General features: G+C 67.9%; 20 protein-coding genes, 2 rRNA genes and 1 riboswitch. Of the genes, 6 read left to right on the top strand and 16 right to left on the bottom strand.

The genetic code is table 11. From position 1 onward, the window contains the following. Positions 1-47: 47 nt before the first annotated feature. Positions 48-479, top strand: a complete 432-nt coding sequence (locus EDD93_RS28875) for an SRPBCC family protein (protein ID WP_123528424.1) — start codon at positions 48-50, stop codon at positions 477-479. Between the two features lie 118 nt (positions 480-597). Here the strand turns inward: EDD93_RS28875 and EDD93_RS28870 are convergent, their stop codons facing one another. Then, positions 598-1224, bottom strand: a complete 627-nt coding sequence (locus EDD93_RS28870) for a PadR family transcriptional regulator (RefSeq protein WP_123528423.1) — start codon at positions 1222-1224, stop codon at positions 598-600. A gap of 150 nt (positions 1225-1374) precedes the next feature. On the opposite strand from EDD93_RS28870, the gene EDD93_RS28865 reads away from it, so the two are divergent. Next, positions 1375-2190: a PhzF family phenazine biosynthesis protein gene (locus tag EDD93_RS28865; protein WP_123528422.1), complete on the top strand. Its 816-nt coding sequence runs from the start codon at positions 1375-1377 to the stop codon at positions 2188-2190. A 112-nt stretch (positions 2191-2302) separates the two neighbouring features. Here EDD93_RS28865 and EDD93_RS28860 read toward each other — a convergent pair whose 3' ends face one another. Continuing rightward, positions 2303-3082 carry a CPBP family intramembrane glutamic endopeptidase gene (locus EDD93_RS28860; RefSeq protein WP_123528421.1) on the bottom strand — a complete coding sequence of 260 codons (780 nt, stop codon included), beginning with the start codon at positions 3080-3082 and terminating at the stop codon, positions 2303-2305. Between the two features lie 184 nt (positions 3083-3266). Between EDD93_RS28860 and EDD93_RS28855 the strand changes: the two genes are divergently transcribed. Then, on the top strand, positions 3267-5054 hold the full coding sequence (locus tag EDD93_RS28855; RefSeq protein WP_123528420.1) for a substrate-binding and VWA domain-containing protein: 1788 nt from the start codon (positions 3267-3269) through the stop codon (positions 5052-5054). Positions 5055-5129: 75 nt separating this feature from the next. Here EDD93_RS28855 and EDD93_RS28850 read toward each other — a convergent pair whose 3' ends face one another. After that, a complete protein-coding gene (locus tag EDD93_RS28850; protein WP_123528419.1) occupies positions 5130-6635 on the bottom strand; it encodes a glutamate-cysteine ligase family protein in 1506 nt (501 codons plus the stop codon). A gap of 480 nt (positions 6636-7115) precedes the next feature. Between EDD93_RS28850 and EDD93_RS28845 the strand changes: the two genes are divergently transcribed. Together EDD93_RS28845 and EDD93_RS28840 are read left to right on the top strand one after the other, a co-directional pair. Further along, entirely contained in the window at positions 7116-7709 is a 594-nt protein-coding gene (locus EDD93_RS28845; protein WP_123528418.1) for a hypothetical protein, read from the top strand. Positions 7710-8026: 317 nt separating this feature from the next. After that, positions 8027-8233 carry a DUF5999 family protein gene (locus tag EDD93_RS28840; RefSeq protein ID WP_123528417.1) on the top strand — a complete coding sequence of 69 codons (207 nt, stop codon included), beginning with the start codon at positions 8027-8029 and terminating at the stop codon, positions 8231-8233. 97 nt (positions 8234-8330) lie between these two features. Here the strand turns inward: EDD93_RS28840 and gcvP are convergent, their stop codons facing one another. Further along, on the bottom strand, positions 8331-11216 hold the full coding sequence (gene gcvP / locus EDD93_RS28835) for an aminomethyl-transferring glycine dehydrogenase (RefSeq protein ID WP_123528416.1): 2886 nt from the start codon (positions 11214-11216) through the stop codon (positions 8331-8333). 193 nt (positions 11217-11409) lie between these two features. Next, positions 11410-11506, bottom strand: a riboswitch (glycine riboswitch). A 113-nt stretch (positions 11507-11619) separates the two neighbouring features. Between gcvP and EDD93_RS28830 the strand changes: the two genes are divergently transcribed. Then, positions 11620-11988 (top strand): PRC-barrel domain-containing protein, encoded by a 369-nt coding sequence (locus tag EDD93_RS28830; RefSeq protein WP_123529403.1) that lies wholly within the window; start codon positions 11620-11622, stop codon positions 11986-11988. On the opposite strand, the gene EDD93_RS28825 is transcribed toward EDD93_RS28830, so the two are convergent. The 12 genes from EDD93_RS28825 to EDD93_RS28770 form a co-directional block, all read right to left on the bottom strand. Continuing rightward, positions 11913-13418 (bottom strand): DNA polymerase IV, encoded by a 1506-nt coding sequence (locus tag EDD93_RS28825; protein WP_123528415.1) that lies wholly within the window; start codon positions 13416-13418, stop codon positions 11913-11915. The two genes, EDD93_RS28830 and EDD93_RS28825, sit on opposite strands and share 76 nt — an antisense overlap. A 92-nt stretch (positions 13419-13510) precedes the next feature. Further along, the gene (locus tag EDD93_RS28820; protein WP_123528414.1) at positions 13511-14128 is read right to left on the bottom strand and encodes a MerR family transcriptional regulator; all 618 of its coding nucleotides are present in this window, start codon (positions 14126-14128) and stop codon (positions 13511-13513) included. A 167-nt stretch (positions 14129-14295) separates the two neighbouring features. Further along, complete coding sequence (locus EDD93_RS28815; protein WP_006123076.1) at positions 14296-14769, bottom strand: bifunctional nuclease family protein; 474 nt, start codon at positions 14767-14769, stop codon at positions 14296-14298. Between the two features lie 53 nt (positions 14770-14822). After that, positions 14823-15566, bottom strand: coding sequence for a MerR family transcriptional regulator (locus EDD93_RS28810; protein ID WP_123528413.1), 744 nt, complete (start codon positions 15564-15566; stop codon positions 14823-14825). A gap of 42 nt (positions 15567-15608) precedes the next feature. Continuing rightward, positions 15609-16388, bottom strand: coding sequence for an FHA domain-containing protein (locus EDD93_RS28805; protein ID WP_123528412.1), 780 nt, complete (start codon positions 16386-16388; stop codon positions 15609-15611). A gap of 190 nt (positions 16389-16578) precedes the next feature. Then, positions 16579-17370, bottom strand: a complete 792-nt coding sequence (locus tag EDD93_RS28800; RefSeq protein ID WP_123528411.1) for a DUF881 domain-containing protein — start codon at positions 17368-17370, stop codon at positions 16579-16581. Between the two features lie 5 nt (positions 17371-17375). Then, the gene (locus EDD93_RS28795; RefSeq protein ID WP_003970459.1) at positions 17376-17708 is read right to left on the bottom strand and encodes a small basic family protein; all 333 of its coding nucleotides are present in this window, start codon (positions 17706-17708) and stop codon (positions 17376-17378) included. Continuing rightward, positions 17705-18628 carry a DUF881 domain-containing protein gene (locus EDD93_RS28790; RefSeq protein ID WP_123528410.1) on the bottom strand — a complete coding sequence of 308 codons (924 nt, stop codon included), beginning with the start codon at positions 18626-18628 and terminating at the stop codon, positions 17705-17707. Before EDD93_RS28790 ends, EDD93_RS28795 begins: the two co-directional genes overlap by 4 nt. A gap of 152 nt (positions 18629-18780) precedes the next feature. Then, positions 18781-21276, bottom strand: coding sequence for a mannose-1-phosphate guanyltransferase (locus EDD93_RS28785; RefSeq protein WP_123528409.1), 2496 nt, complete (start codon positions 21274-21276; stop codon positions 18781-18783). A gap of 113 nt (positions 21277-21389) precedes the next feature. After that, the gene (locus tag EDD93_RS28780) at positions 21390-21998 is read right to left on the bottom strand and encodes a CDP-alcohol phosphatidyltransferase family protein (protein ID WP_123528408.1); all 609 of its coding nucleotides are present in this window, start codon (positions 21996-21998) and stop codon (positions 21390-21392) included. Positions 21999-22146: 148 nt separating this feature from the next. Continuing rightward, a 5S ribosomal RNA gene (gene rrf / locus EDD93_RS28775) occupies positions 22147-22263 on the bottom strand. Positions 22264-22342: 79 nt separating this feature from the next. Continuing rightward, positions 22343-25468, bottom strand: a 23S ribosomal RNA gene (locus EDD93_RS28770). Between the last annotated feature and the right edge of the window lie 69 nt (positions 25469-25537).

Here is a 25537-nt window from a genome sequence, read left to right as displayed (position 1 = left end):
GCGGCTACGTTCCGCGACACCGTAACCCGTCGAGAAGGGGTGGTCGCATGGCCGAAGTCAGTGCAGAGGCGCGCATCGAGGCGCCGGCCGGGAAGGTCTGGGCCCAGCTGACCGACTTCAGCACGTACGGGGAGTGGAACGCCACCCACACCAGCTTCCCCAAGGGCGGACCGGCCACGCTGGAGCTCGCGGGCACCTACGAGGAGAACATGAAGCTCATGGGCTTCCCGGCCGAGGTGACGTGGACGATCGCCGAGCTCGACGAAGGCCGCCTGCTGACGACCACGGGAAAGGGTCCGATGGGCGTCAACCTGAAGATGCGCTATGCGCTGACGCCGGACGGGGACGCCACCACGGTCCGCATCGACGGCGAGTTCACGGGGGCCGCGGTCTCCCTGATGGCCGGCAAACTCAAGGACTCGGCCACCGCCGCCCTCATCGAGTCGCTGCGCAAACTGGACGGACTGATCGTCGCCTGAGACGCGGCGAACCGGCGACCGGCGGACCGGCCGTCCGCACACGGACATCGAGAAGGCCCCGCGGGACATCCGCGGGGCCTTCTCGCACTACAGCTCCTCAGTCTTCGCACCGGCCGGCTCAGTGCTCGTCGGCGAGAATCAGGTAGAGCTTCTTACGGGCGTCGTTGATGACGGTGAGCGCCTTCTCGCGCTGGTCGGCCGACCCGGTCTTCCAGACCTGGCCGAACGCCTCCATCAGGCCGAAACCGGCCTGCCGGATCTCGTTGACGCCTTCCCAGTCGACGCCGCGGCCGGCCTCTTCCCAGGGCGCCTCGGGGCCCGACTCCGCCTCGGTGCGGCCGGTGTCGGTCAGCGTGAACAGCTTCTTGCCGCCCTCGCTGGCACTGACGATCAGGCCCTCGTCCTCCAGGAGCTGGAGGGTCGGGTACACCGAGCCGGGACTGGGCCGCCAGGCCCCGCCGCTGCGCTCGCCGATCTCCTGGATCATCTCGTAGCCGTGCATCGGCCGGTCCTTCAGCAGCGCCAGGATCGAGGCGCGTACGTCACCGCGGCGTGCCCTTCCCCGGCCGCCGCCCCTGCCGCGCCCGCCCCCGAAGGGGCCACCGCCGAAGGGCCCGCCGCCGAACGGCGGTCCGAACTGCCCGAAGGCCGCCCGGCGCCCCTCGAAGTCACCCCGTCCGCGCTCGCCCGGCCCGCAGGGACCGTGCCCGTGTCCATGTCCGTGTTCGTGTCCATGTGATCGCATGACTTAACTCCTTCTATCGTTGATCGGTCGCGATGCGTCAACGATATATCGGAACCGGTCGTTTGACAAACCCCTCCAGGAGGCCGACCGGTCCGCGCATGCGAAATTGGCCTTGGCCTGCGGCTTCGCGACATGCCTACGGTCGGTGGCATGAGGATTCGAATCGTCGACGCGTTCACCGACCGCCCCTTCACCGGCAATCCCGCAGGCGTCCTGCTGCTGGGCCCGGAAGGCTTCCCGGACGACAGCCGGCTCCAGCAGATCGCGGCGGAGCTGAACCTGTCCGAGACCGCTTTCGCCCACCCGCTGCCGCCGGGCGGCGCCGCCGACTGGGCGCTGCGCTGGTTCACCCCGGCCACCGAGGTCGACATGTGCGGCCACGCCACCCTCGCCACCGCCCACGTCCTGCACACCACCGGCGCCGCGAGCGGCACGGTGCGCTTCACCGCCCGGTGCGGCATCCTCACCTCGACCGCCCGGCCCGACGGCTCGCTCACGCTCGACTTCCCCACCGCACCGCTGACCCCGGAGGCCGCGCCGCAGTGGCTGGCCGCCGCGCTGGGCGCGGAGCCCGTCTCCGTGCACGACACGGGCCCGCACACCGGCGACCTGCTGGTGGAGCTGGCCGACGAGGCGGCCGTACGGGCACTGACCCCGGATTTCGCGGCACTGGGCGCCCACTCGCGGCGCGGCGTCATCGCCACGGCCGCGGCCACCGGGTCCGGCTACGACTACGTCTCCCGCGGCTTCTTCCCGGCCGTGGGCATCGACGAGGACCCCGTCACGGGCAGCTCCCACACCGCCCTGGCGCCGTTCTGGTCGGCCCGGCTCGGCCGCGACGACCTGACCGGCCTCCAGGCGTCCGCCCGGACCGGCCTCGTACGCACCGCGCTGCGCGGCGACCGGACGCTGCTGACCGGTGACGCCGTCACCGTCCTGGACGGAGAACTGCTCGTCGCCCAGTAACAGGGCCGGGTCCCGGCAAGCGCCGGCCTGCCGGACGGTGCGGGGAAAACGCGGGGAGGGGGTGTGCGGATCACCCGCACACCCCCTCCCGGACGCCCGGCCCCGCGGCCGCTCACGGAGTGGGCAGCCAGCCCACCTTCCCGGCGAGCAGCGCGTATCCGACGAACGCGCCGATGTCGAGCAGGGCATGCGCGGCCACCAGCGGCCCCACGCGCTGCCAGCGGCGGTACAGCAGTACGAAGACGATCCCCATCACCATGTTCCCGATGAACCCGCCGATCCCCTGGTACAGGTGGTACGAGCCGCGCAGCACCGAACTGGCCACCAGGGCGGCCATCGGGGTCCAGCCCAACTGCCCCAGCCGGCGCAGCAGGTATCCGACGACGATCACTTCCTCCAGGACGGAGTTCTGGATCGCCGAAAGGATCAGTACCGGGAACTTCCACCACACGTCCGGCAGCGACTCGGGAACGACCGTGAGGTTGAATCCGGCGGCCCGCGCCAACAGGTAGAAGGCCAGCCCGGCGCTGCCGATGCCCGCCGCCACCAGCGTGCCGCGCCCCAGGTCCGATCCCGGCCTGGTCCGGTCGAAGCCGATCGCCCGCAGGCCCGTCCCCTCGCGGATCAGGAGATGGGCCACCAGGGCGACGGGCACCAGCGCGGTCGCGATACCGAAGAGTTGCCAGGCGAGATCCAGCCAGGGACGGCCAGGTGCGTAGGAACTGTTGAGCGTTGCCGCCTGATCCTTCAAACCCCCTGGTTTCGTCAGCGATCCGACAAAACTGATCAGGGCAGACACCCCGCTGGCGCCCAGCGAGAGCGCCAGCACCAGCACCGTCTCGGACCGCAGGATCCGTCGTGACACGGCCTCCTGAGGATAAGAATCAGCCACACGCCCCGCCTCCACCTGTACACCTGCCTTGAGTTGTGCATTCACGTCCCATGCCGCTCCCCGCCCCACTAGGGTCTCGAATACAGGTACGAAGATCATGCGCGACAGGCCGGGGGACGAGCACCATTGCCGATGGTGTGGTCCCCCATTTCCTTGTTCATCCTCAAGGAGGGGCACCACCGACATGGGACGTCACAGCTTGCCCGACGACTACACGGCGGACGGAAGCGGGGACCGTCCACGGAACCGCCGTCGTACCGTAGCCATCGCCACCGCGCTCGTTCTCGCCGTGGCGGCGGGAACGGCGGTAGCGGCCCAGGGGGGCTTGCTCTCGTTCTCGAAGTCCTGCGAGGACTCCGCGGTGCACCTGTCCATGGTGGCCTCGCCCGACATCGCGCCCGCCGTGCGCGCGGTGGCCGACAAGGCCCGCAAGGACGATCTGAGATCCGACGGCCACTGCGTCGACGTGGAAGTGCTGGCCCGCGACTCGTACAAGGTCGCCGACGCACTGGCCGCCGGCACCGGCAAGCCCGACTACCAGATGTGGCTGCCGGACTCCGACCTCTGGCTGGGCCGCGCGAAGGGGACCGGCGACGCCGTGCCGGTCACCCCGGGCGACTCCGTGGCCTCCTCCCCCGTGGCCCTGGCCATGGTGCCCTCGGCCGCCAAGACCCTCGGCTGGCCGAAGAAGAAGTACACCTGGGCCGAGCTGATGGCCTCGGCAACGGAGTCCGACAAGGTGCGGCTGGGCTCGGCCGACCCGGCGCGCAGCGCCACCGGTCTGCTGGCCCTCACCAGCATCGGCGCGTCCTTTGACAAGCTGGGCGGGGACAGCGACACGAGGGTCGCGGCCACCGCCAAACTCCTCGCCCAGCGGATGTCCGACAGCGACACCCAGGTGCCCGGGACACTGGCCGGCGACGGCTCGGGCGCCGAGGAGGGCAATCCCTCCCGCAACCAGGCGGTGCTGCTCTCCGAGCAGGCCGCCTTCGCCCACAACGCCGAGTCGACCGATGCGGGCAAGCTCGACCTCTTCTACCCCACGGACGGCACCCCGCTGCTCGACTATCCCTTCGCGCTGGTCAACGAGGACCAGCTGAGCACGGAGAAGAGCCGGGCGGCCCTGCGGTTCATGACCCTGCTGTCCGAGGACAGCGCGCAGCGCACGCTGGAGGAGCACGGTTTCCGGACCGTCGACGGCACGGCGGGCGAGACGCTGGTCGCGTCGGCGGGCGGCAGGTCGCCTCAGCCGTACGCCACCTCACCCGCCACCGCGCCCTCGGACGACACGCTTCAGGAAACACTCGGCATGTGGACGATCACCGTGCAGAGCGCGCGGCTCACCACGGTCGTCGATGCCTCGGGGTCGATGGCCACGATCGTGCCGGGCCGCAACCAGTCCCGGATGGACGTCACCAAGGCGTCCCTGATCGAGGCCCTGAACCAGTTCACCCCGAACGACGAGATCGGCCTCTGGGAGTTCGCCACCAGGCTCGACGGCGACAAGGACTACCGCCGGCTGGTGGCGACCAGCCGGCTCGGGGAGAAGACGAAGGGCGGCGGCACCCACCGCGCGAAGCTGGCCGACGCGTTCTCGGCGCTGCAGCCGGTGCCGGACGGGGCGACCGGGCTGTACGACACCACGCTGGCCGCCTACAAGGAGGCGCAGCGCACCTACGTGAAGGGCAAGTTCAACGCCGTGGTGATCCTGACCGACGGCTCGAACCAGGACGACCGTTCCATCTCGCGCAGCGCCCTGATCGCGGAACTCACCCGGATCGCCGACCCCGAGCGGCCGGTTCCGCTGCTCGCCATCGCGGTCGGCCCCGACGCCGACCGCGAAGAGGTGAACCAGATAGCCAAGGTGACCGGTGGGGGCGGCTACCAGGTCAACGACCCGGCCGAGATCCAGGCGGTGATCCTTCAGGCCGTCATGACCGCGGGGCAGAGCGGCCGCGCCGCCCGGGAATAGCGCTCGCGTCGCCGAGCTGGACGGTGACGCGAGCGGGCGGGGCCGTCCCCGGACCAGGGGCCCGGCCCCGTCCGCTCATGCGCCCGGGATGCCCACCGGCCAGCTGTGCACGGGCTCGCCGGACTGCATCAGTTCGGCGTACCGGCGGGTCATGGCGGCGAGTGCGGCGTCCCGCCCCAGCCCGGCCTCCCGCGCCCGGTGATAGGTGTCGGCCTGCCAGGACGCCCCGTTGGTCCGGCGCTTGCAGCGCTCCTCGATGATGCCGAGGTAACGGTCGCGGTCGGCGGGCTCGATGTTCCAGGCGTCGAGCCCGGCGGCCGCCAGCGGAAGCAGTTCGTCCCGTACGAGCTTGACGGCCGGCACCCGGGTCAGCCCGCCGGCGCGGCCGGGCCTGGGCCAGAGCAGCTCGGCGTCGATGCCCCGGCGACAGGCGGTGTCGAAGTTCTCGGCTGCCGCGGCGAACGGCATCCTGGTCCACACCGGGCGGGGCTCCTCGGCGAGCGCCCGCACGAGCCCGTAGTAGAGCGCGGCGTTGGCGATCACGTCGGCGACCGTCGGCCCTGCGGGCAGCACCCGGTTCTCCACCCGGAGGTGGGGGACGCCGTCGGACAGCCCGTACACCGGGCGGTTCCAGCGGTAGACCGTGCCGTTGTGCAGGACGAGTTCCTGGAGCCGGGGCACCCCGCCCTCGTCGAGGACCCGCAGCGGTTCCTCCTCGTCGCAGATGGGCAGGAGCGGGGGGAAGTAGCGCACGTTCTCCTCGAAGAGGTCGTACACCGAACCGGTCCACCGCTCCCCGAACCAGGTCCTGGGACGCACCCCCTGGTTCTGCAGTTCGGGCGGCCTGGTGTCCGTGGCCTGCTGGAAGAGTGGCGGACGCGACTCCCGCCACAGCTCCCGGCCGAACAGGAAGGGCGAATTGGCCCCCACTGCCACCTGGACCGCGGCGACGGCCTGGGCGGCGTTCCACACGTCCGAGAACCGCTCCGGGGTGACCTGCAGATGCAGTTGGACGGAGGTGCAGGCGGCTTCCGGCGCGATCGACCCGGAGGTACAGACCAGTCGCTCCACACCTTCGATATCCAGGGAGAAATCCTCGCCGCGCGCCGCCACCATTTGGTCGTTCAACAGTGTGTAGCGATCCCCGTCGGAGAGGTTCCCGCGGACCATGTCCTCGCTGCCGACGGTGGGCAGTATTCCGATCATCATGATCCCGGCATCGACCTCGCCGGCCTTCCGGTCGGCATATCCCAGGCCGGTCCGCAGCTCCTCGGCCAGCTGATCGAGAACGCGGCCGTCCAGGCGATGGGGAACAATGTTCACTTCCAGATTGAACATCCCGAGTTCTGTCTGGAAATCCCGGCTCGCGATGCGCTCGAGTACCTGTCCATTCAACATCTTCGGCATGCCGTCGGAGCCCGCCAGATTCAGCTCGATCTCCATGCCCATGAGGTTGCGCGGCCGGTCGAATCGCCGCTCCGCCAGGAGCCTCTCCAGCCCCTCCAGGCACTGGTGGAGCTTCCGTCGGTACTTCTGCCGATCGGACAGGTCAAAGGCGCCCGCAACGACCTTCTCCCCCATCGAAGTGTCCCTCCTCGAGTGGGCAGCCCGCGGCCCAGGCCGCTCGCGTCACGATCGATAATGCCCAGACGGAGTGATCTATAACGCCTCGCGGACGGTGCGCAGCCGCTAATCTGATGACCACGACCCGGGGCACATTCACTCGGCATGACGCAGCACGCAGTTTCCGCCGCTCGACGCGAGGAATGCACCGACGCGTTTCAGCCTACCGCGTCACACGAAAAACCCGAGGCGACGGCTGCGCCGCTCACGCCGAATCAGCATAATCTCCGCATAATAAAGTCCGGATACCGTCTTGCCGGCAATAGTAGTGATGGCTAGTGGAATCACCGCGTGAACACCTGTCGTATAAACTCCGCGGACGAGGCAGAGAGTTGACGCACCGGCTCAGTCACCGGCCTCCTCTGGCCCCGCACGCCGACAGCGCCGTCTGCACCCGCCCACGCTCCACCGTGTCTCCGAAGTGAGAGGCGACCCACTATGCCCCTGCATGTTCCTCCAGCTCCCGCGCCCGCGCTGAGAAGTGTTCTCGCGGCGCTCGGCTCACCCACCGCGGTCCGCGAGGCCCGGACACCTGCCCTGCGTTCGGCCCAGGGACCCCTGAGCCCCGAACACCCGCTCCCCGTACACGTGCTGGACCGCATCGGACCGGGCGGGCTCACATCCACCACCCGGCTCGCCGCCTGGCGCTTCCAGATCTGCGGCCCGGATCGGGCGGTCGCCGCGGCGGACACCATGCTCACCCCCGACGGCTGGACGTTCTCGCACTTCTTCGAGGGCCCCTACATCGCCTCGACCGAACTGGCCCTGCGCCAGGCGGAGGCCGCGAGCACCCACTACCAGCCGAGGCTGCTGTCCATTCCCGAGCTCTACATGCTGGCACTGTGGCTGCACGAGGACACCGGGGCCGACGCGGCCGGCGGGTCCCCCGCCCCCGCCGACCTGCTGGTTCCGCTGGCTCCCGCCCCACCGGGTATCGCGGCACACCGTCCGCACCAGGTCGCCGATCTGCTTCCCGTGATCACCACTCGCATCACGCCCGGTCCCGGCCCCCTGCTCGGCTCCCCGGCCTGACCTACGGCCGCCCCCACTTCACTGTGCCCCGCCGCCGACTCCGGCGGCGGGGCACGGCGCGCTGCGAGGGCGCATCCGGGACCCATCCGGACTAGCCCCATCCGGCCACCCCGAACCACCCGAAGTGACAGGGCAGTTGCGCCGAACCGTCCGGCTGGGTGACGCGTCATGAGAGGAGTAGCAGCGCTCCCGCGAAATCCCTGCGGATTGACGCCCGTGGGGCAACACTGGGACCGGACCGACAGATACGGGGGGCGGCCATGAACACCTCTTCAAGCCGCAGGACACTCAACTCAACGCAGCGAAAGAACCCAGCCATGTGTCAGCACCAGCCACCCTGCCCCACAGCCGACTCAGCCGACCGGGAGGCCGCCCGCCTGGTGGCACACCACCCGGAACAGGGCTGGAGCCTGCTGTGCAACGGCGTCCTGCTCTTCGAGGACACCGGTGAGCTGCTCCCGGACGGGCAGATCATCGCGCCGCACCGGCCGCTGGGAACGGGCCGGGTGATGAAGGCCGCCTGACCGCGGCAGGTAACGGAAGGGGCCGGCCCGGAGAGATCTCCGAACCGGCCCCGACGCAGTTCCGCGTCACCCCACGACGTCCGGGACGTCGGTCCCGTCAGTTGTCGTACTCGTCCAGCGGCGGGCAGGAGCAGACGAGGTTACGGTCACCGAACGCACCGTCGATGCGGCGCACCGGCGGCCAGTACTTGTCGGCCGCGGTGACCCCGGCCGGGAAGACCGCCACCTCACGGCTGTAGCCGTGCGCCCAGTCGCCGCCCAGCGCGGCGGCGGTGTGCGGGGCGTTGCCCAGCGGGTTGTCGTCCGCGCTCCACTCGCCGGAGGCCACCTTCTCGATCTCGCCGCGAATGGCGATCATCGTGTCGCAGAAGCGGTCCAGCTCCGCGAGGTCCTCGCTCTCGGTCGGCTCGATCATCAGCGTGCCCGCGACCGGGAACGACATGGTCGGTGAGTGGAAGCCGTAGTCGATGAGCCGCTTGGCCACGTCGTCGATGCTGACGCCGGTCGCCCTGGAGATCGGCCGCAGGTCCACGATGCACTCGTGCGCGACGAGCCCGGCCGGGCCGTTGTACAGGATCGGGTAGTGCGGCTCGAGGCGCTTGGCGATGTAGTTCGCCGCGAGTACGGCGACCTGCGTCGCACGCTTCAGGCCCTCGCCGCCCATCAGGCGTACGTACGCCCAGGAGATCGGCAGGATGCCGGCCGAGCCCCACGGGGCGGCCGAGATCGGGCCGACCCCGGTCTCCGGACCCGCTGCGGGCTGCAGCGGGTGGTTCGGCAGGTACGGCGCGAGGTGCGCGCGCACGCCCACCGGGCCGACGCCGGGGCCGCCGCCGCCGTGCGGGATGCAGAAGGTCTTGTGCAGGTTCAGGTGCGAGACGTCGCCCCCGAAGTGGCCCGGCTTGGCCAGGCCGACCAGCGCGTTGAGGTTGGCGCCGTCGACGTAGACCTGACCGCCGGCGTCGTGCACCTCGGCGCAGATGTCCGCGACGTGCTCCTCGAAGACACCGTGCGTCGACGGGTAGGTGATCATGAGCACGGCGAGCTGCTCGCGGTACTGCTCGATCTTGGCGCGGAGGTCCTGGATGTCGACCTCGCCGTCGTCGGCCGTCTTCACCACGACGACCTTCATCCCGGCCATCACGGCACTGGCCGCGTTGGTGCCGTGCGCCGAGGACGGGATCAGGCAGACGGTCCGCTCCTCGTCACCGTTGGCACGGTGGTACGCCCGGACGGCCAGCAGCCCCGCGAACTCGCCCTGCGAGCCCGCGTTCGGCTGGATGGACACCGCGTCGTAACCGGTGACCTCGGCCAGCCGCTCCTCCAGCTCCCGGATCAGCGTCAGGAAGCCCTGCGCCTGCTCGGCCGGCGCGAAGGGGTGCAGGGCGCCGAACTCGGGCCAGGTGATCGACTCCATCTCGGCGGTCGCGTTCAGCTTCATGGTGCAGGAGCCGAGCGGGATCATGCCGCGGTCCAGCGCGTAGTCGCGGTCGGCGAGCTTGCGCAGGTAGCGGAGCATCGCGGTCTCGGAACGGTGCTGGTGGAAGACCGGGTGGGTCAGCACGGCGTCGGAGCGCAGCAGCCCCTCGGGCAGCGCGTCGGCGGTCGTGGCGTCCAGCGCCTCGATGTCGCCGGTGACGCCGAAGGCCGCCCAGACGGACGCGATCTCCGTACGCGTGGTCGTCTCGTCGCAGGCGAGCGAGACGAGGTCGCCGTCGACGAGCCGCAGGTTCACCCCGCGCTCGCGGGCGTCGGCGACGACCTCCGCGGCCCGGCCCGGAACCCGGACGGTGAGCGTGTCGAAGTGGGCTCCGGTCACCACGTCCGCACCGGCGGCGCGCAGCCCCTCGGCCAGGATCGCGGCGTAGCGGTGGGTCCGGCGGGCGATCGTCCGCAGCCCTTCCGGGCCGTGGTAGACGGCGTACATGCCGGCCATCACGGCGAGCAGCACCTGGGCGGTGCAGATGTTGCTGGTGGCCTTCTCGCGGCGGATGTGCTGCTCACGGGTCTGGAGGGCCAGCCGGTAGGCCTTGTTGCCGTCCGCGTCCACGGAGACGCCGACGAGGCGGCCCGGCAGGCTGCGGGCGAACTTCTCGCGCACGGCCATGAACCCGGCGTGCGGTCCGCCGAAGCCCATCGGCACACCGAAGCGCTGCGTGGTGCCAACCGCGATGTCCGCGCCCAGCTCACCGGGCGAGGTGAGCAGGGTGAGCGCCAGCAGGTCGGCGGCGACGGTGACGATCGCGCCGAGCTCGTGGGACTGCTCGATGACGGGAGCGAGGTCGCGCACGGCTCCGGAGGCGCCCGGGTACTGCAGCAGGACGCCGAAGACACCGCGCTCGGCGATCTCGGCCGGGATGCCGTCGGCCAGGTCGGCCACGACGACCTCGACACCGGTCGGTTCGGCGCGGGTCCGGATCACGGCGACGGTCTGCGGGAGGGCGTCGGCGTCGACCAGGAAGACGCCGTTCTTCACCTTGCCGACGCGCCGCGCGAGCGCCATCGCCTCGGCGGCGGCGGTGCCCTCGTCCAGCAGCGAGGCACCGGAGGTGGGCAGCCCGGTCAGGTCAGCGACCATCGTCTGGAAGTTGAGGAGGGCTTCGAGGCGGCCCTGCGAGATCTCCGGCTGATACGGCGTGTAGGCCGTGTACCAGGCGGGGTTCTCCATGACGTTGCGCAGGATCACCGGCGGGGTGAACGTGCCGTAGTAGCCGAGCCCGATCATCGGGGCCAGCACCTGGTTGCGGTCGGCGAGCGACCGCAGTTCGGCCAGCACCTCGGCCTCGGTACGGGCCGTCGGAAGCTGCAGCGCCTCGGCGCTCCGGATGACATCGGGCACCGCGGCCGCGGTGAGCTCGTCGAGCGAGCCGTAACCGACCTGGGCGAGCATCTTCGCCTGCGCCGCGGCGTCGGGACCGATATGACGCTGCTCGAAGGGGATTCCCTGTTCGAGCTGGGAGAGCGAAGTGCGACGGGGGGTCATGGTGGAGGCCTCCTGGTCTGTCACGACCTGCGAGGGGCACCGCGGCGCGGGGTGCCCGAACGGCCTCCCCCTCTGTCATCTCAACCTGAGAGCTTCACCGGTGCCCACTGCGCGCACCGGCTTTCACCGTCGGTGAGGGAGGGACCCACTCGGCACCCGGCCGTGCGGAACCCGCCCTGCTTTCCAGAGTGACCTCGTCCGTGCGGTACGGGGGCCTGAGAGATTCCGGGGAGGATTTGCTCCTTCGGCGCCTCCGGATTCGCTCCGGAGGACTCTCCCGCACGGGGTAAGCAGCCGCCCCCAGCCTACCAGCGGGGTGCCCGGCGGAGTTTTCGAGTGGCCAACCGCACGGATCTGCACTTCTGTGGTTCCTGTGGAGTACCCGCGACCCGTGGGAGGGACCGTGCAGACCGACATCGATCCGCGCAGCCTGATCGGCCGCAAGGCGTTCGACCGCGAGGGCACCAAGATCGGAACGGTGGACGAGGTGTACCTCGACGACGCGACCGGCGTGCCGGAGTGGGCGGCCGTACGCACCGGCCTGTTCAGCCGGGACGCCTTCGTCCCGCTGGAACCCAGCGAATTCGTCAAGGACACGCTTCGCGTCCCCTTCGACCGCACGCTGATCAAGGACGCTCCCGACTTCGGGGTCGGCCGCCACCTCTCGCCGGAGCAGGAGCTCCAGCTCTACCGGCACTACGGCCTGGACGCCCCGCCCGAGGCGACCGCCCCGGACCGGGACTTCGGCAGGCTGGCCGGCCAGGACGAGTAGTCGACCGGGTCCCGCACGAGCGGCAGCGGATCGGCCGGCTGGAGTTCCGGATCGTCGATACGGAACGTACGGACCCGGCCGGGTGCCGATTCCGGCTCCTCGAAGCGCACCGTGACCCGGCCGACCCCGCTGCCCTGCACCCAGCCGTGGCCGTGGGTGTCGTGCCGCACGTCGTGTCCGGCGGGCCAGCGCCGGGCGGCGAGCTGCTCGGCGCTCTCCTGTTCCGACGCCTCCTCGGACTCCGGCCGGCCCTCGCCCGCGGCGGCGTCCACCCCGGCCTCCGCACCGCCGGCCGAGCCCATGGCGGCAGGGCCGGCGGCGAGCTCGGCCGCAGCGAGTCCTGCGGCGGTGCGCTCATCGGCCGCCTGCGCGAACAGGTCCTCCTGGGTGTAGTCGGCGAGCCCGGTGACGCCCACGCCCAGCAGCCGCACTCCCCCGGTGGTGTCCACGGACTCCAGGAGCCGGGCGGCGGCCTCCCGGACCACCGTGGGGTCGTCGGTGGGCCCGCGCAGCGTCTCGGACCGGGTCAGCGTCGAGAAGTCGTACCGCCGCACCTTGAGCACCACGGTCCGGCCCGAGCGCTCCGCCGCCCGCAGCCGCTGGACGCACCGGTCGGCGAGCCGCTCGACCTCGCCCCTGACCCGGACCCGGTCGTGCAGGTCCGTATCGAAGGTGTCCTCCACCGAGACCGATTTCGCGTCCCGTTCGGCGACGACCGGCCGGTCGTCCCGGCCTGAGGCCATCCGGTGCAGCGAGGCGCCGTGCGCCTTGCCCAGCAGCCGTACGAGCTCCGCCTCGCCCGCCTCGGCCAGGTCGTTCACCGTGGTCATCCCGGCGCGCCGCAGGTGGTCCGCGGTGGCCGGTCCGACGCCGGGCAGGGTCCGTACCGGCATGGGCGCCAGCAGCTCCCGCTCCGTGCCGGGCTCGATCAGCATGATCCCGTCCGGCTTGGCCTCCTCCGAGGCGATCTTCGCCAGCATCTTGGAGCCCGCGAGACCGACGGATCCGCTGAGTCCGGTGACCGCCTCGATCGCCTCCCGCAGCTGCTCACCGATGGCGAGGGCGGAGGCGGTGTCGTCCGCTGTGCCGCCCGCCTCCAGGTCGACGAAGGCCTCGTCCAGGCTCAACGGCTCCACCAGCGGTGACAGCCGGCCCAGCAGCTCCATGACCTGGTCGCTCACCGTCCGGTACAGCGCGAAGCGCGGCACCAGGTAGGCGGCGTTCGGCGCCAGGCGCCTGGCCTGCGCCATCGGCATGGCCGAGTGGACCCCGAAACGCCTGGCCTCGTACGAGGCGGTGGCGACGACCCCGCGGGGCCCCAGTCCGCCCACCACGACGGGCTTGCCGCGCAGACTCGGCTTCGCCGCCTGCTCCGCAGAGGCGTAGAAGGCATCCATGTCCAGATGCAGGATGGTCGGCGCGGCTCTCACATCAGTCGATGCTGCCCCATGGCACTGACAATCGCCGGGCGACGGCTGTCTGCGGGCCCGGGATTCCCCGGGCCCGGCCGGGGCTCACCTGCTCAGCCGGCCCGGTTGCGCCGTCGGGCGAGCTCGTCGGCGGGGTTGTTCCCGACCAGTGTCTCGCCGGTGTCCACCCGCTCCCCGTGCAACTGTGACAGCGCGGCGTCGACGTCCCGCCAGACCACCCCCACAGCGATGCCGAAGACGCCCTGGCCGCCTTGGAGCAGCTCCACGACCTCGGCGGGCGAGGAGCACTCGTAGACCGTCGCCCCGTCGCTCATCAGGGTCATGCGCTCAAGATCCTGGAACCCGCGGGCCCGCAGGTGCTGGACCGTGGTGCGGATGTTCTGGAGCGCCACCCCGGTGTCGAGGAAGCGCTTCACGATCTTCAGCAGGACGACGTCCCTGAAGCTGTAGAGCCGTTGCGTGCCCGACCCGTAGGCCGGACGGACGCTCGGCTCGACCAGACCCGTACGGGCCCAGTAGTCGAGCTGCCGATAGGTGATCCCCGCCGCCGCGCACGCCGTCGGCCCGCGATAGCCGATGTCCTTGGCCGATGTCACGCCGTCCCCCGACACCGCAGCCGGCGCAGCCGGCTGCCTGATGGTCTGGTCGGCCGTACTCCCCTGCTGCGGATACGGCCCACCCACTGCCGCACCGTCGCCGCTGCTTCCCACGCCGACCTCCGTCCTTGACCTGCCCACTCGAAGGTAGGCAGTCACTCGGGGTGCGTCAACGATCGCCACACTCGGCACGCCGAGTGATAATCACCCTGAGGGTGGTTTCCCGTGACCCTCGATGGGGAAAGGCTTGTCGGATGCGCTGACGACGACCCCTCGGGACGTCACTGACTGTTCGTACCGAAGTCCTCCGGCGAGATCTGATCGAGGAATTCGCGGAACTTCTCCACCTCGTCCTCCTGCTCGTCGGGAATCGCGATTCCCGCGTCGTCGAGCACCCCGTCACTGCCGTAGATCGGCGTTCCGGTTCGCAGGGCGAGCGCTATGGCGTCGGACGGCCGTGCGCTCACCTCGACTCCGCTCGCGAAGACCAGCTCCGCGTAGAAGACCCCTTCACGGAGGTCCGTGATCCGGACCTCGGTGAGCTCCTGGCCCACGGCCTCGAGCACATCCTTGAAGAGGTCATGGGTCAGCGGCCTGGCCGGAGCCATGCCCTGCTGAGCGAAGGCGATCGCGGTCGCCTCACCAGGACCGATCCAAATAGGGAGGTACCGGTCGCCTCCCACTTCACGCAGGAGCACGATCGGCTGGTTGGAGGGCATTTCCACCCGGACACCCACAACGTCGAGCTCGTTCACACAGCAACCCTAGGACTTGCTCGGCAGGTTTGGGTAGTCGGGGCCCACGCGGATCAGTGGAGCCTGATCTGGAGCGCGGTCTGTACGAGGGCCGAATGCAGGCGTACAGAGAGCTCCGCGAGCTCCTTGGCGGTGGCCTCGGCATGGGCTCTGGTCTGCGGATTCCGGTGCCGGCGCAGTGGCGCGACGACCTGTTCGATCAGTCCGGCCTCGCGGTCCGCGGCCGCCCGCATGGCGCGCAGGTGCCGCGGTTCCAGGCCGAACCGGCCCAGATCCGCCACGAGCCTGGCGACGGTGACCGTCTCGGCGTCGTATCCGCCGTCGGCCGACGGAACGACCAGACCGTAGGACTCCCACGCATCGAGGTCACTCTCGGTCACCTCCGCGGCAGCGAGCAGCTCGGCCCGGCCGATGCGGGCGGCCGTGGACCGGCCCGTCCCGCCCATCCAGCTGCCGTCGGAGAGGTCCCGCTCGCCGTCCGGAGCCGGCAGGGGCGCCCGCTCGCCCCGGGCGACGGCGTCCAGGTGCTCGCGGATGACCTTCAGCGGAAGATAGTGGTCCCGCTGCATCCGCAGCACCTGGGCGAGCCGCTCGACGTCGTCGGAGCGGAACTTGCGGTAGCCGGAAGGCGTCCGCTGCGGTTCCACGAGCCCTTCCGCCTCCAGGAACCTGATCTTGGAGATGGTGACTTCGGGAAACTCGTCCCGCAGCTGCAGGAGCACCGTGCCGATGCTCATCGGGCGGTCGTCGGCCGTGGCGGTGCCGTTTCCGGCACCGCCCGTCGGTGTTCTCAGCATGGACCTTCCTGGGGGTCCCCCCGGACGGAGTCCGGGGACGGGTCAGATGGCCCGCTGGCTCGCGTAGAAGACCAGCCGGTACTTGCCGATCTGCACTTCGTCACCGTTGGAAAGCGCGACGGAGTCGATGCGCTCACGATTGACGTAGGTGCCGTTGAGGCTGCCCACGTCCCCGACCGTGAAGCTGCCGTCGGGGCTCCGGCGGAACTCCACGTGGCGGCGCGAGACCGTCACGTCGTCGAGGAAGATATCGCTCTGCGGGTGGCGTCCGGCCGTCGTCAGCTCGCCGTCCAGCAGGAAGCGGCTGCCCGAGTTCGGACCGCGTCGCACCACCAGCAGCGCCGAGCCCAGCGGCAGGGCGTCCACAGCGGCCTGCGCCTCGGGCGAGAGCGACGGTGCCAACGTCTGACCGGTCGCCTCCGCCTCGTAGGCCTCGAGGCCCGAGATGGAGATGGTCGACGTCGTCTCCGAGGCCCGCTCGGGAACCCCGCCCCTCAACGGCGCACCGCAGTTGGAGCAGAAACGGCTGGCTTCGGCATTGCGGTGACCGCACCTCGTGCAGACCGGCATGGACGAACCCTCCTGCCTCGGGGTGAACCCTCCACCCGTACTTGAGGTTGACGGTTCTCCGAAACCTATGCGGCCGGGACCGGCGGGGTCAACAGACGACGCGCCCGAATTGTCACCCCCCGGGCCCGACACCTGATCGCGGAAGAGCGGGCGCTCGGAGCCCTGCTCGTCGGCTTGACCACTGCGCGGCGCGCGATGGCGGGCTGCCTCATCGCGTGCGCTCTTGCCGAACAACTTTCCAAACAACTTCACGGGCGATTCCCCTTGACCGAAACAGACCCGCCCGTGGGGCAGGACGAACCCTGAATGAACACACCTGCCGACCCGGACATCTTCACAACGTCCGTATCTACTCGACAGTTTCCACCACGCACCACGATTACGATGCGGCGACCCCCCGCAACCTTGTGCCCGTGTCCCCCGACGCCCACGCGCCCCGGTTTCACTGGGCCGACGACCGAGCGTAGTCAGGCCGCTCCGCCGGTCGCAAGGCGTTCACGACAATGTCCTCGGCCTGCGACACATGCACGGTGGCCTGCTCCTTCTCCAGAGTCTGCACCACGCCGCCCGGGATGTTCAGCGCCGGTTCCAGATCCTGCGGCTTGCCGATGACCTTGAAGACGTACGGAGCCGAGATCTTCCGCCCGTCCACCCTGATGGCGCCACCGTCGCCGGAGAAGTACGTATTGGCCACCACCCGCACACCGTTGACCTCGATCGCCTCGGCGCCGGCGGCCCGGAGCTCCTGAAGCGCGTCGAGCAGCTTGTCCGCCTCGACCGCGTCACCGGGGTCGTTGATCGTCATGGTGATACCCGGCCCGTGCGCAGCCACCGTACCCGCGAGGATGCCGAGTTGACGCTCCTTCTCGACCGTCTGCTTGCGGGCCTCCTCCGCCTGGTCGGAACTGTTCTCCAGCTCCGTGCGCTGGTCCTCCAGGCGCTGCTTCTCGTCCTCCAGCCGCTGCGAACGGTCGTCCACCTCGTCGAGGATGCGGACCAGGTCCTCCTGGCGCGCACCGCGCAGGGCGCTGTTGTCGCTGTTGGACCGCACCTGAATGGCGAGCCCCAGACCGAGGACGAACAGCAGGACCGCGACGATGAGTTGGGCACGGGTGACCCTCGGCGGCCAGACGCCTGCGATCAGCCGCTGGCGTCCGGTCAGTTCCTTGGGCGGGCCCGCGGGCCGCTCGCCGGGCTGTTCCCGGCCGCCGGTGAATTCCTCGTCGTTGCTCATCGGCCTCAGGCCCGGAAGACGTGCCGGCGGATGGCGGCGGCGTTGGAGAAGATGCGGATGCCGAGGACGACCACCACTCCGGTGGAGAGCTGGGCGCCGACGCCGAGCTTGTCGCCCAGGAAGACGATCAGGGCGGCCACGACCACGTTCGAGAGGAACGAGACCACGAAGACCTTGTCGACGAAGATTCCGTCGAGCATGGCGCGCAGGCCACCGAAGACGGCATCGAGGGCGGCCACGACGGCGATCGGGAGATAGGGCTCGACCACCGCCGGCACTTCGGGCCGGACCAACAGTCCGACCACGACTCCCACGACGAGGCCCAGTACGGCGATCACGATGTGCCCTTCCCTGTGTCTGCCGCACCACTGCCGGTGTCTGCGGCCTTATAAGGCTCTGCTGTCCGTACGATCAGGCTCGGGGCGGCCGGGAGGCTCACCTTCTCCTGGACGGAGATGCTCGTCCTGATGTCGAAGGTGTCCTTCAGCGCTTGCAGGTACTGGCCGTCGGCACTGTCGCGGAAGGCGGCGCCGAGCTTCTTCCCGTCCCCCACCGCGAGCACCGAGTACGGCGGCACGAGCGGTTTGTTGTCGACCAGTATGGCGTCGCCCGCGGCCCGGATCGCCGACAGGGCGGTCAGACGCTGCCCGTTGATGGCGATCGCCTCGGCACCGGACTGCCACAGGCCGTTGACGACCCGCTGCATGTCGCGGTCCCGGACCCGGCCGGTGTCGGAGAAGCCGCTGGTCTCACGCGGGCCGCCACCGCCCTGGTCGGTGTTCTTCGCATCGTCGACGACCAGCTTCACTCCGGGCCCGTGCACGGCGGTCGCGCCGGAGAGCAGGGCCACCAGCTCCGCCTGGTCCCCACCGTGCTTCTCCAGAGCTTTGCGCTGGCGTCTGCCGACGTCGTCGCGGACCTTCTCGACCTGTGCCTCGAGGGTGTCGGCCGCGTCGGTCTCCGCGTCGATCCGGTCGATCAGTTCCTCGCGCTCCTTGGCGAGGACCGGTGCCGACACCCGTGCCTGCGCGGCGCCCAGTGTGACAACGAGCGCGGCCAGCACGAGGCACGCGGCGAAGCCCAGCTTCGCCTTGAGCGTGCGGGGCATGCCGGCACGGCCGTCGGCCTTGCGACGAGCCGATGCCTCGGCGTACCCGTCGTCCAGGCTGTGGTCCATCACGTTGGTCAGCAGCGACATGGACGCGTCGGGGCGCGCGGGCGGCGAGGCCGTACTCCGATCGGGGGGCTGCTGCGACATGCCGCACATCGTCGCACGTCGCAGCTGCTACCGCCGAATGGCCCCACCGGTGTGACCGGAGCCGCCGGGCGGCTCGTTCCGGCGGACCGCCGGAAGGCGGACGGTCCGGCCGCGGCGACAGCGTTGCTCCGCAGTCGCCGCGGCCTGACGGCTCAGTCGCCCGCGCTCTCGACGATCGTCGACCACTCGTCCAGAAGAGCCTGCGCCGAGGCGTCGTCCGGCCCCTCGGCCCACAGATGGGTGACCGCTTCCGCCCGGTCGGGCAGCACCATCACCCAGCGTCCGTCCGCCTCGACGACCCGCACGCCGTCCGTCGTATCGACATCACGGTCTCCGGCGGCCTCGACGACGCGGCGCATCACCAGCCCCTTGACGGCCCACGGGGTCGCCACATCGCGGCGCAGAACATGGGCACGCGGGATACGTGCGTCGATCTGGCTGAGGGTGAGCTGGGTCCTGGCCACCAGGCCGATCAGCCGTACGAACGCGGCCGAACCGTCGAAGACGCTGCTGAATTCGGGAACGATGAAGCCGCCGCGCCCGTCTCCACCGAAGATGGTGCCTTCCTCGCGTCCGACCCGGGTCAGGTCGTCGGGCGAGGTCGTCGTCCACTCGACCTGGGTGCCGTGGTACGCGGCCACCTGCTCGGCGATACGGGTGGTGGTCACCGGCAGCGCCACCCGGCCGCTGCGCCGCTCGGCGGCGACGAGGTCGAGCATGACCAGGAGCGCCCGGTCGTCCTCGATGATCCGCCCGCGCTCGTCGACGAGGGAGAGGCGTTCACCGACCGGGTCGAACCGGATGCCGAAGGCTGCCCTGGCCGAGGAGACGATCTCCCCGAGTCGCACGAGCCCGGACCGCCGGGCTTCGGCGGACTCGGTGGGGCGCGATTCGTCGAGTCCCGGGTTGATGGTCAGCGCGTCCACGCCGAGCCGTCCCAGCAGGCTGGGCAGAACAAGCCCGGCGCTGCCGTTGGAGGCGTCCACGACGACCTTGAGCCCGGCGTCGGCGATTCCGGCGGTGTCCACATTACGCAGCAGCGACCCGGTGTAGGAGTCGAAGACGCTGGACGGGAAGTGCAGGTCCCCGATCTCCCCGGGGAAGGCCCGGCGGTATTCCTGCCGGGCGTAGACGCGGTCCAGCTTGCGCTGCTGCGCCTGCGAGAGGTCGGCGCCGCTCGCGTCGAAGAACATGATGTCGACGGAGTCGGGGACGCCCGGCGACGTCCGGATCATGATGCCGCCGGCGCTGCCGCGTGCGGTCTGCTGGCGGGCCACGGGCAGCGGTACGTTCTCCAGGTCGCGGACGTCGATGGCGCTGGCCTGGAGCGCCGAGATCACCGCACGCTTCAGCGCTCGGGCGCCCCGGGAGTGGTCACGCGCGGTGGTGACCGTGGATCCCTTCTTCAGCGTCGTGGCGTAAGCGCCGGCCAGCCTGACCGCCAGTTCCGGCGTGATCTCGACGTTCAGGATCCCGGAGACGCCGCGTGCTCCGAAGAGGTGGGCCTGTCCGCGCGACTCCCAGATCACCGAGGTGTTGACGAAGGCGCCGGCTTCGATGGTTTTGAAGGGGTAGACGCGGACGTTGCCCTGGATGATCGATTCCTCGCCGACGAGGCATTCGTCGCCGATGACCGCGCCGTCCTCGATGCGGGCCGCGCGCATGATGTCGGTGTTCTTGCCGATGACGCAGCCGCGCAGATTGCTGTGATCACCGATGTACACGTTGTCGTGCACCACGGCCTTGTGCAGGAACGCCCCGCTCTTCACGACGACGTTCGAACCGATGACGGTGTGTTCACGGATCTCGACGCCTGCCTCGACCTTGGCGTAGTCACCGATGTACAGCGGGCCCCGGAGCACGGCGTCAGGGTGCACCTCGGCGCCTTCGGCCACCCATACACCGGGCGAGATCTCGAAGCCGTCGATCTCCACGTCGACCTTGCGCTCGAGGACGTCGGCCTGGGCCTTGACGTAGCTCTCGTGCGTGCCCACGTCCTCCCAGTAGCCCTCGGCGACATAGCCGTAGATGGGCTTGCCTTCCTTCATGAGCTGAGGGAACACGTCTCCGGACCAGTCCACGGAAACGTCGGCCTCGACGTAGTTGAAGACCTCGGGCTCCATTACGTAGATGCCCGTGTTGACGGTGTCCGAGAAGACCTGTCCCCAGGTGGGCTTCTCCAGGAACCGCTCGACCTGGCCCGCCTCGTCCACGATCGTGATGCCGAATTCCAGCGGATTCGGCACACGGGTGAGGCAGACCGTGACGAGGCCGCCCTTTTCCTTGTGGAAGGCGATGAGGTCGGTGAGATCGAAGTCGGTGAGAGCGTCACCGGAGATGACGAGGAAGGTGTCGTCCTTCAATGCCTCTTCGGCATTTTTCACACTGCCCGCGGTGCCGAGCGGTTTCTCCTCGTTGGCGTAGCTGAGCTCCATTCCGAGCTCTTCGCCGTCCCCGAAGTAGTTCTTCACCAGGGACGCGAGAAACTGGACGGTCACAACCGTCTCACTGAGCCCGTGCCGCTTGAGCAGCCGGAGCACATGCTCCATGATCGGCCGATTGGCTACGGGCAGGAGCGGTTTGGGCATGCTTGAGGTCATGGGGCGAAGGCGAGTGCCTTCACCACCAGCCATCACGACGGCCTTCATGTCGGAAACGTCCTCCTCGAAGAGACGACGGTCTAGCCGACTTCACCCGTCAGGGCAGCTTCTGTGTCATCAGCCGCGGGCCGGCCACGCTGCGCGGCACCGCATCAACAGGCTCAGTCGGCTACTGCATCCGCCTTGACAAGCCGGCGGACCTGAACCACGTAGAGGATCCCTGCCCACCAGTAGAGGGTTGTACCCCATGCTGCGAACGCCCATCCGAAAACAGTGGCCAGTCCTGCAAGCCAACCATCTCCGTCGCTGAGCAGCAACAAGGGGAACGCGTACATCAGATTGAACGTGGCCGCCTTGCCCAGGAAGTTCACCTGGGGCGGTGGATAGCCGTGACGGCGCAGGATTCCCACCATCACGAGAAGCATCAGCTCGCGCGCGAGAAGGGCTGCGGTGAGCCAGAGCGGAAGAATCTCCCGCCAGGTCAGCCCGACAAGGGTCGAAAGAATGTAGAGGCGGTCAGCGGCCGGGTCGAGTAGTCGTCCGAGGCTGCTGATCTGGTTCCAACGACGGGCCAGCTTTCCGTCGAGGTAGTCGCTGACACCGCTGAACATCAGCACGAGCAACGCCCAGCCGTCGCTCTTGGGCCCGCCGAACTCGGGGCGGAGAATCAGCCACAGGAAGACAGGCACGCCGACGAGGCGGGCCATGCTGAGGATGTTGGGGATGGTGAGTACCCGGTTCGTCTGAACGCGAGTCTCCTGGACCTCCACCCGGGGGCCTCCTGTGAAGAACGTGCCAATGATGCTTCCTGACCCTACCCTCAGGGGCGGCCGGCGGGTGCACGGGGGTGCACGAAAGCTGTCGGGAACGCAGAAAAGCCCCGTGCCACAAGGGCACGGGGCTTAACTATTAAAAGGAGTTCGGCGGCGTCCTACTCTCCCACAGGGTCCCCCCTGCAGTACCATCGGCGCTGAAAGGCTTAGCTTCCGGGTTCGGAATGTAACCGGGCGTTTCCCTAACGCAATGACCACCGAAACACTATGAAATTAACCAACACCGGAACACAACACGGCCGTTCGTTATTTCAGAACTAACACAGTGGACGCGAGCAACTGAGGACAAGCCCTCGGCCTATTAGTACCAGTCAGCTCCACCCGTTACCGGGCTTCCACATCTGGCCTATCAACCCAGTCGTCTACTGGGAGCCTTAACCCTTCAAGAGGGTGGGAATACTCATCTCGAAGCAGGCTTCCCGCTTAGATGCTTTCAGCGGTTATCCTTTCCGAACGTAGCCAACCAGCCATGCCCTTGGCAGGACAACTGGCACACCAGAGGTTCGTCCGTCCCGGTCCTCTCGTACTAGGGACAGCCCTTCTCAATATTCCTACGCGCACAGCGGATAGGGACCGAACTGTCTCACGACGTTCTAAACCCAGCTCGCGTACCGCTTTAATGGGCGAACAGCCCAACCCTTGGGACCGACTCCAGCCCCAGGATGCGACGAGCCGACATCGAGGTGCCAAACCATCCCGTCGATATGGACTCTTGGGGAAGATCAGCCTGTTATCCCCGGGGTACCTTTTATCCGTTGAGCGACAGCGCTTCCACAAGCCACTGCCGGATCACTAGTCCCGACTTTCGTCCCTGCTCGACCCGTCGGTCTCACAGTCAAGCTCCCTTGTGCACTTACACTCAACACCTGATTGCCAACCAGGCTGAGGGAACCTTTGGGCGCCTCCGTTACTCTTTAGGAGGCAACCGCCCCAGTTAAACTACCCATCAGACACTGTCCCTGATCCGGATCACGGACCCAGGTTAGACATCCAGCACGACCAGAGTGGTATTTCAACGACGACTCCACAACCACTGGCGTGGCCGCTTCAAAGTCTCCCACCTATCCTACACAAGCCGAACCGAACACCAATATCAAACTATAGTAAAGGTCCCGGGGTCTTTCCGTCCTGCTGCGCGAAACGAGCATCTTTACTCGTAGTGCAATTTCACCGGGCCTATGGTTGAGACAGTCGAGAAGTCGTTACGCCATTCGTGCAGGTCGGAACTTACCCGACAAGGAATTTCGCTACCTTAGGATGGTTATAGTTACCACCGCCGTTTACTGGCGCTTAAGTTCTCAGCTTCGCCGACCCGAAAGTCAGCTAACCGGTCCCCTTAACGTTCCAGCACCGGGCAGGCGTCAGTCCGTATACATCGCCTTACGGCTTCGCACGGACCTGTGTTTTTAGTAAACAGTCGCTTCTCGCTGGTCTCTGCGGCCACCCCCAGCTCACGGAGTAAATCCGATCACCAGTGATGGCCCCCCTTCTCCCGAAGTTACGGGGGCATTTTGCCGAGTTCCTTAACCATAGTTCACCCGAACGCCTCGGTATTCTCTACCTGACCACCTGAGTCGGTTTAGGGTACGGGCCGCCATGAAACTCGCTAGAGGCTTTTCTCGACAGCATAGGATCATCCACTTCACCACAATCGGCTCGGCATCAGGTCTCAGCCTCAATGTGTGACGGATTTACCTACCACACGGCCTACACCCTTACCCCGGGAACTACCACCGCCCGGGTTGGACTACCTTCCTGCGTCACCCCATCGCTTACCTAGTACAAGTCTGGTTCGTCGGCTCCACCACTACCCTCAACTCCGAAGAGATCGGGCCGGCTTCACGGACTTAGCATCGCCTGATTCAGTATTGGGCGTTTCAAAGCGGGTACCGGAATATCAACCGGTTGTCCATCGACTACGCCTGTCGGCCTCGCCTTAGGTCCCGACTTACCCTGGGCAGATCAGCTTGACCCAGGAACCCTTAGTCAATCGGCGCACACGTTTCTCACGTGTGTATCGCTACTCATGCCTGCATTCTCACTCGTGAACCGTCCACAACTCGCTTCCGCGGCTGCTTCACCCGGCACACGACGCTCCCCTACCCATCCACACAGGCGTTGGCCCTATATGTGTGAATGACACGACTTCGGCGGTACGCTTGAGCCCCGCTACATTGTCGGCGCGGAATCACTTGACCAGTGAGCTATTACGCACTCTTTCAAGGGTGGCTGCTTCTAAGCCAACCTCCTGGTTGTCTCTGCGACTCCACATCCTTTCCCACTTAGCGTACGCTTAGGGGCCTTAGTCGATGCTCTGGGCTGTTTCCCTCTCGACCATGGAGCTTATCCCCCACAGTCTCACTGCCGTGCTCTCACTTACCGGCATTCGGAGTTTGGCTAAGGTCAGTAACCCGGTAGGGCCCATCGCCTATCCAGTGCTCTACCTCCGGCAAGAAACACACGACGCTGCACCTAAATGCATTTCGGGGAGAACCAGCTATCACGGAGTTTGATTGGCCTTTCACCCCTAACCACAGGTCATCCCCCAGGTTTTCAACCCTGGTGGGTTCGGTCCTCCACGAAGTCTTACCTCCGCTTCAACCTGCCCATGGCTAGATCACTCCGCTTCGGGTCTTGAGCGCGCTACTAAATCGCCCTATTCGGACTCGCTTTCGCTACGGCTTCCCCACACGGGTTAACCTCGCAACACACCGCAAACTCGCAGGCTCATTCTTCAAAAGGCACGCAGTCACGACGCACCGAGTAAACTCGGCGCGCGACGCTCCCACGGCTTGTAGGCACACGGTTTCAGGTACTATTTCACTCCGCTCCCGCGGTACTTTTCACCATTCCCTCACGGTACTATCCGCTATCGGTCACCAGGGAATATTTAGGCTTAACGGGTGGTCCCGCCAGATTCACACGGGATTTCTCGGGCCCCGTGCTACTTGGGTGTCTCTTAAACGAGCCGTTAATGTTTCAGCTACGGGGGTCTTACCCTCTACGCCGGACCTTTCGCATGTCCTTCGCCTACATCAACGGTTTCTGACTCGTCTCACAGCCGGCAGACCGTGAAAAAGAGATCCCACAACCCCGCATGCGCAACCCCTGCCGGGTATCACACGCATACGGTTTGGCCTGATCCAGTTTCGCTCGCCACTACTCCCGGAATCACGGTTGTTTTCTCTTCCTGAGGGTACTGAGATGTTTCACTTCCCCTCGTTCCCTCCACACTGCCTATGTGTTCAGCAGCGGGTGACAGCCCATGACGACTGCCGGGTTTCCCCATTCGGACACCCCCGGATCAAAGCTTGGTTGACAGCTCCCCGGGGCCTATCGTGGCCTCCCACGTCCTTCATCGGTTCCTGGTGCCAAGGCATCCACCGTGCGCCCTTAAAAACTTGGCCACAGATGCTCGCGTCCACTGTGCAGTTCTCAAACAACGACCAGCCACCCATCACCCCACCCTTACCGGG

The organism is Streptomyces sp. 840.1, from assembly GCF_003751445.1.
Lineage (GTDB): Bacteria > Actinomycetota > Actinomycetes > Streptomycetales > Streptomycetaceae > Streptomyces.
This window is presented reverse-complemented; position numbering and strand designations above follow the sequence as displayed.

Bases quoted from the DNA above. Each gene is read 5' to 3' on its own strand.
- EDD93_RS28845 (WP_123528418.1), top strand. From the start codon at position 7,116: ATGCCCCTGCATGTTCCTCCAGCTCCCGCGCCCGCGCTGAGAAGTGTT.
- EDD93_RS28850 (WP_123528419.1), bottom strand. From the start codon at position 6,635: ATGGGGGAGAAGGTCGTTGCGGGCGCCTTTGACCTGTCCGATCGGCAG.
- EDD93_RS28855 (WP_123528420.1), top strand. From the start codon at position 3,267: ATGGGACGTCACAGCTTGCCCGACGACTACACGGCGGACGGAAGCGGG.
- EDD93_RS28785 (WP_123528409.1), bottom strand. From the start codon at position 21,276: ATGAAGGCCGTCGTGATGGCTGGTGGTGAAGGCACTCGCCTTCGCCCC.
- EDD93_RS28875 (WP_123528424.1), top strand. From the start codon at position 48: ATGGCCGAAGTCAGTGCAGAGGCGCGCATCGAGGCGCCGGCCGGGAAG.
- EDD93_RS28810 (WP_123528413.1), bottom strand. From the start codon at position 15,566: ATGCTGAGAACACCGACGGGCGGTGCCGGAAACGGCACCGCCACGGCC.
- gcvP (WP_123528416.1), bottom strand. From the start codon at position 11,216: ATGACCCCCCGTCGCACTTCGCTCTCCCAGCTCGAACAGGGAATCCCC.
- EDD93_RS28865 (WP_123528422.1), top strand. From the start codon at position 1,375: ATGAGGATTCGAATCGTCGACGCGTTCACCGACCGCCCCTTCACCGGC.
- EDD93_RS28790 (WP_123528410.1), bottom strand. From the start codon at position 18,628: ATGTCGCAGCAGCCCCCCGATCGGAGTACGGCCTCGCCGCCCGCGCGC.
- EDD93_RS28840 (WP_123528417.1), top strand. From the start codon at position 8,027: ATGTGTCAGCACCAGCCACCCTGCCCCACAGCCGACTCAGCCGACCGG.
- EDD93_RS28870 (WP_123528423.1), bottom strand. From the start codon at position 1,224: ATGCGATCACATGGACACGAACACGGACATGGACACGGGCACGGTCCC.
- EDD93_RS28800 (WP_123528411.1), bottom strand. From the start codon at position 17,370: ATGAGCAACGACGAGGAATTCACCGGCGGCCGGGAACAGCCCGGCGAG.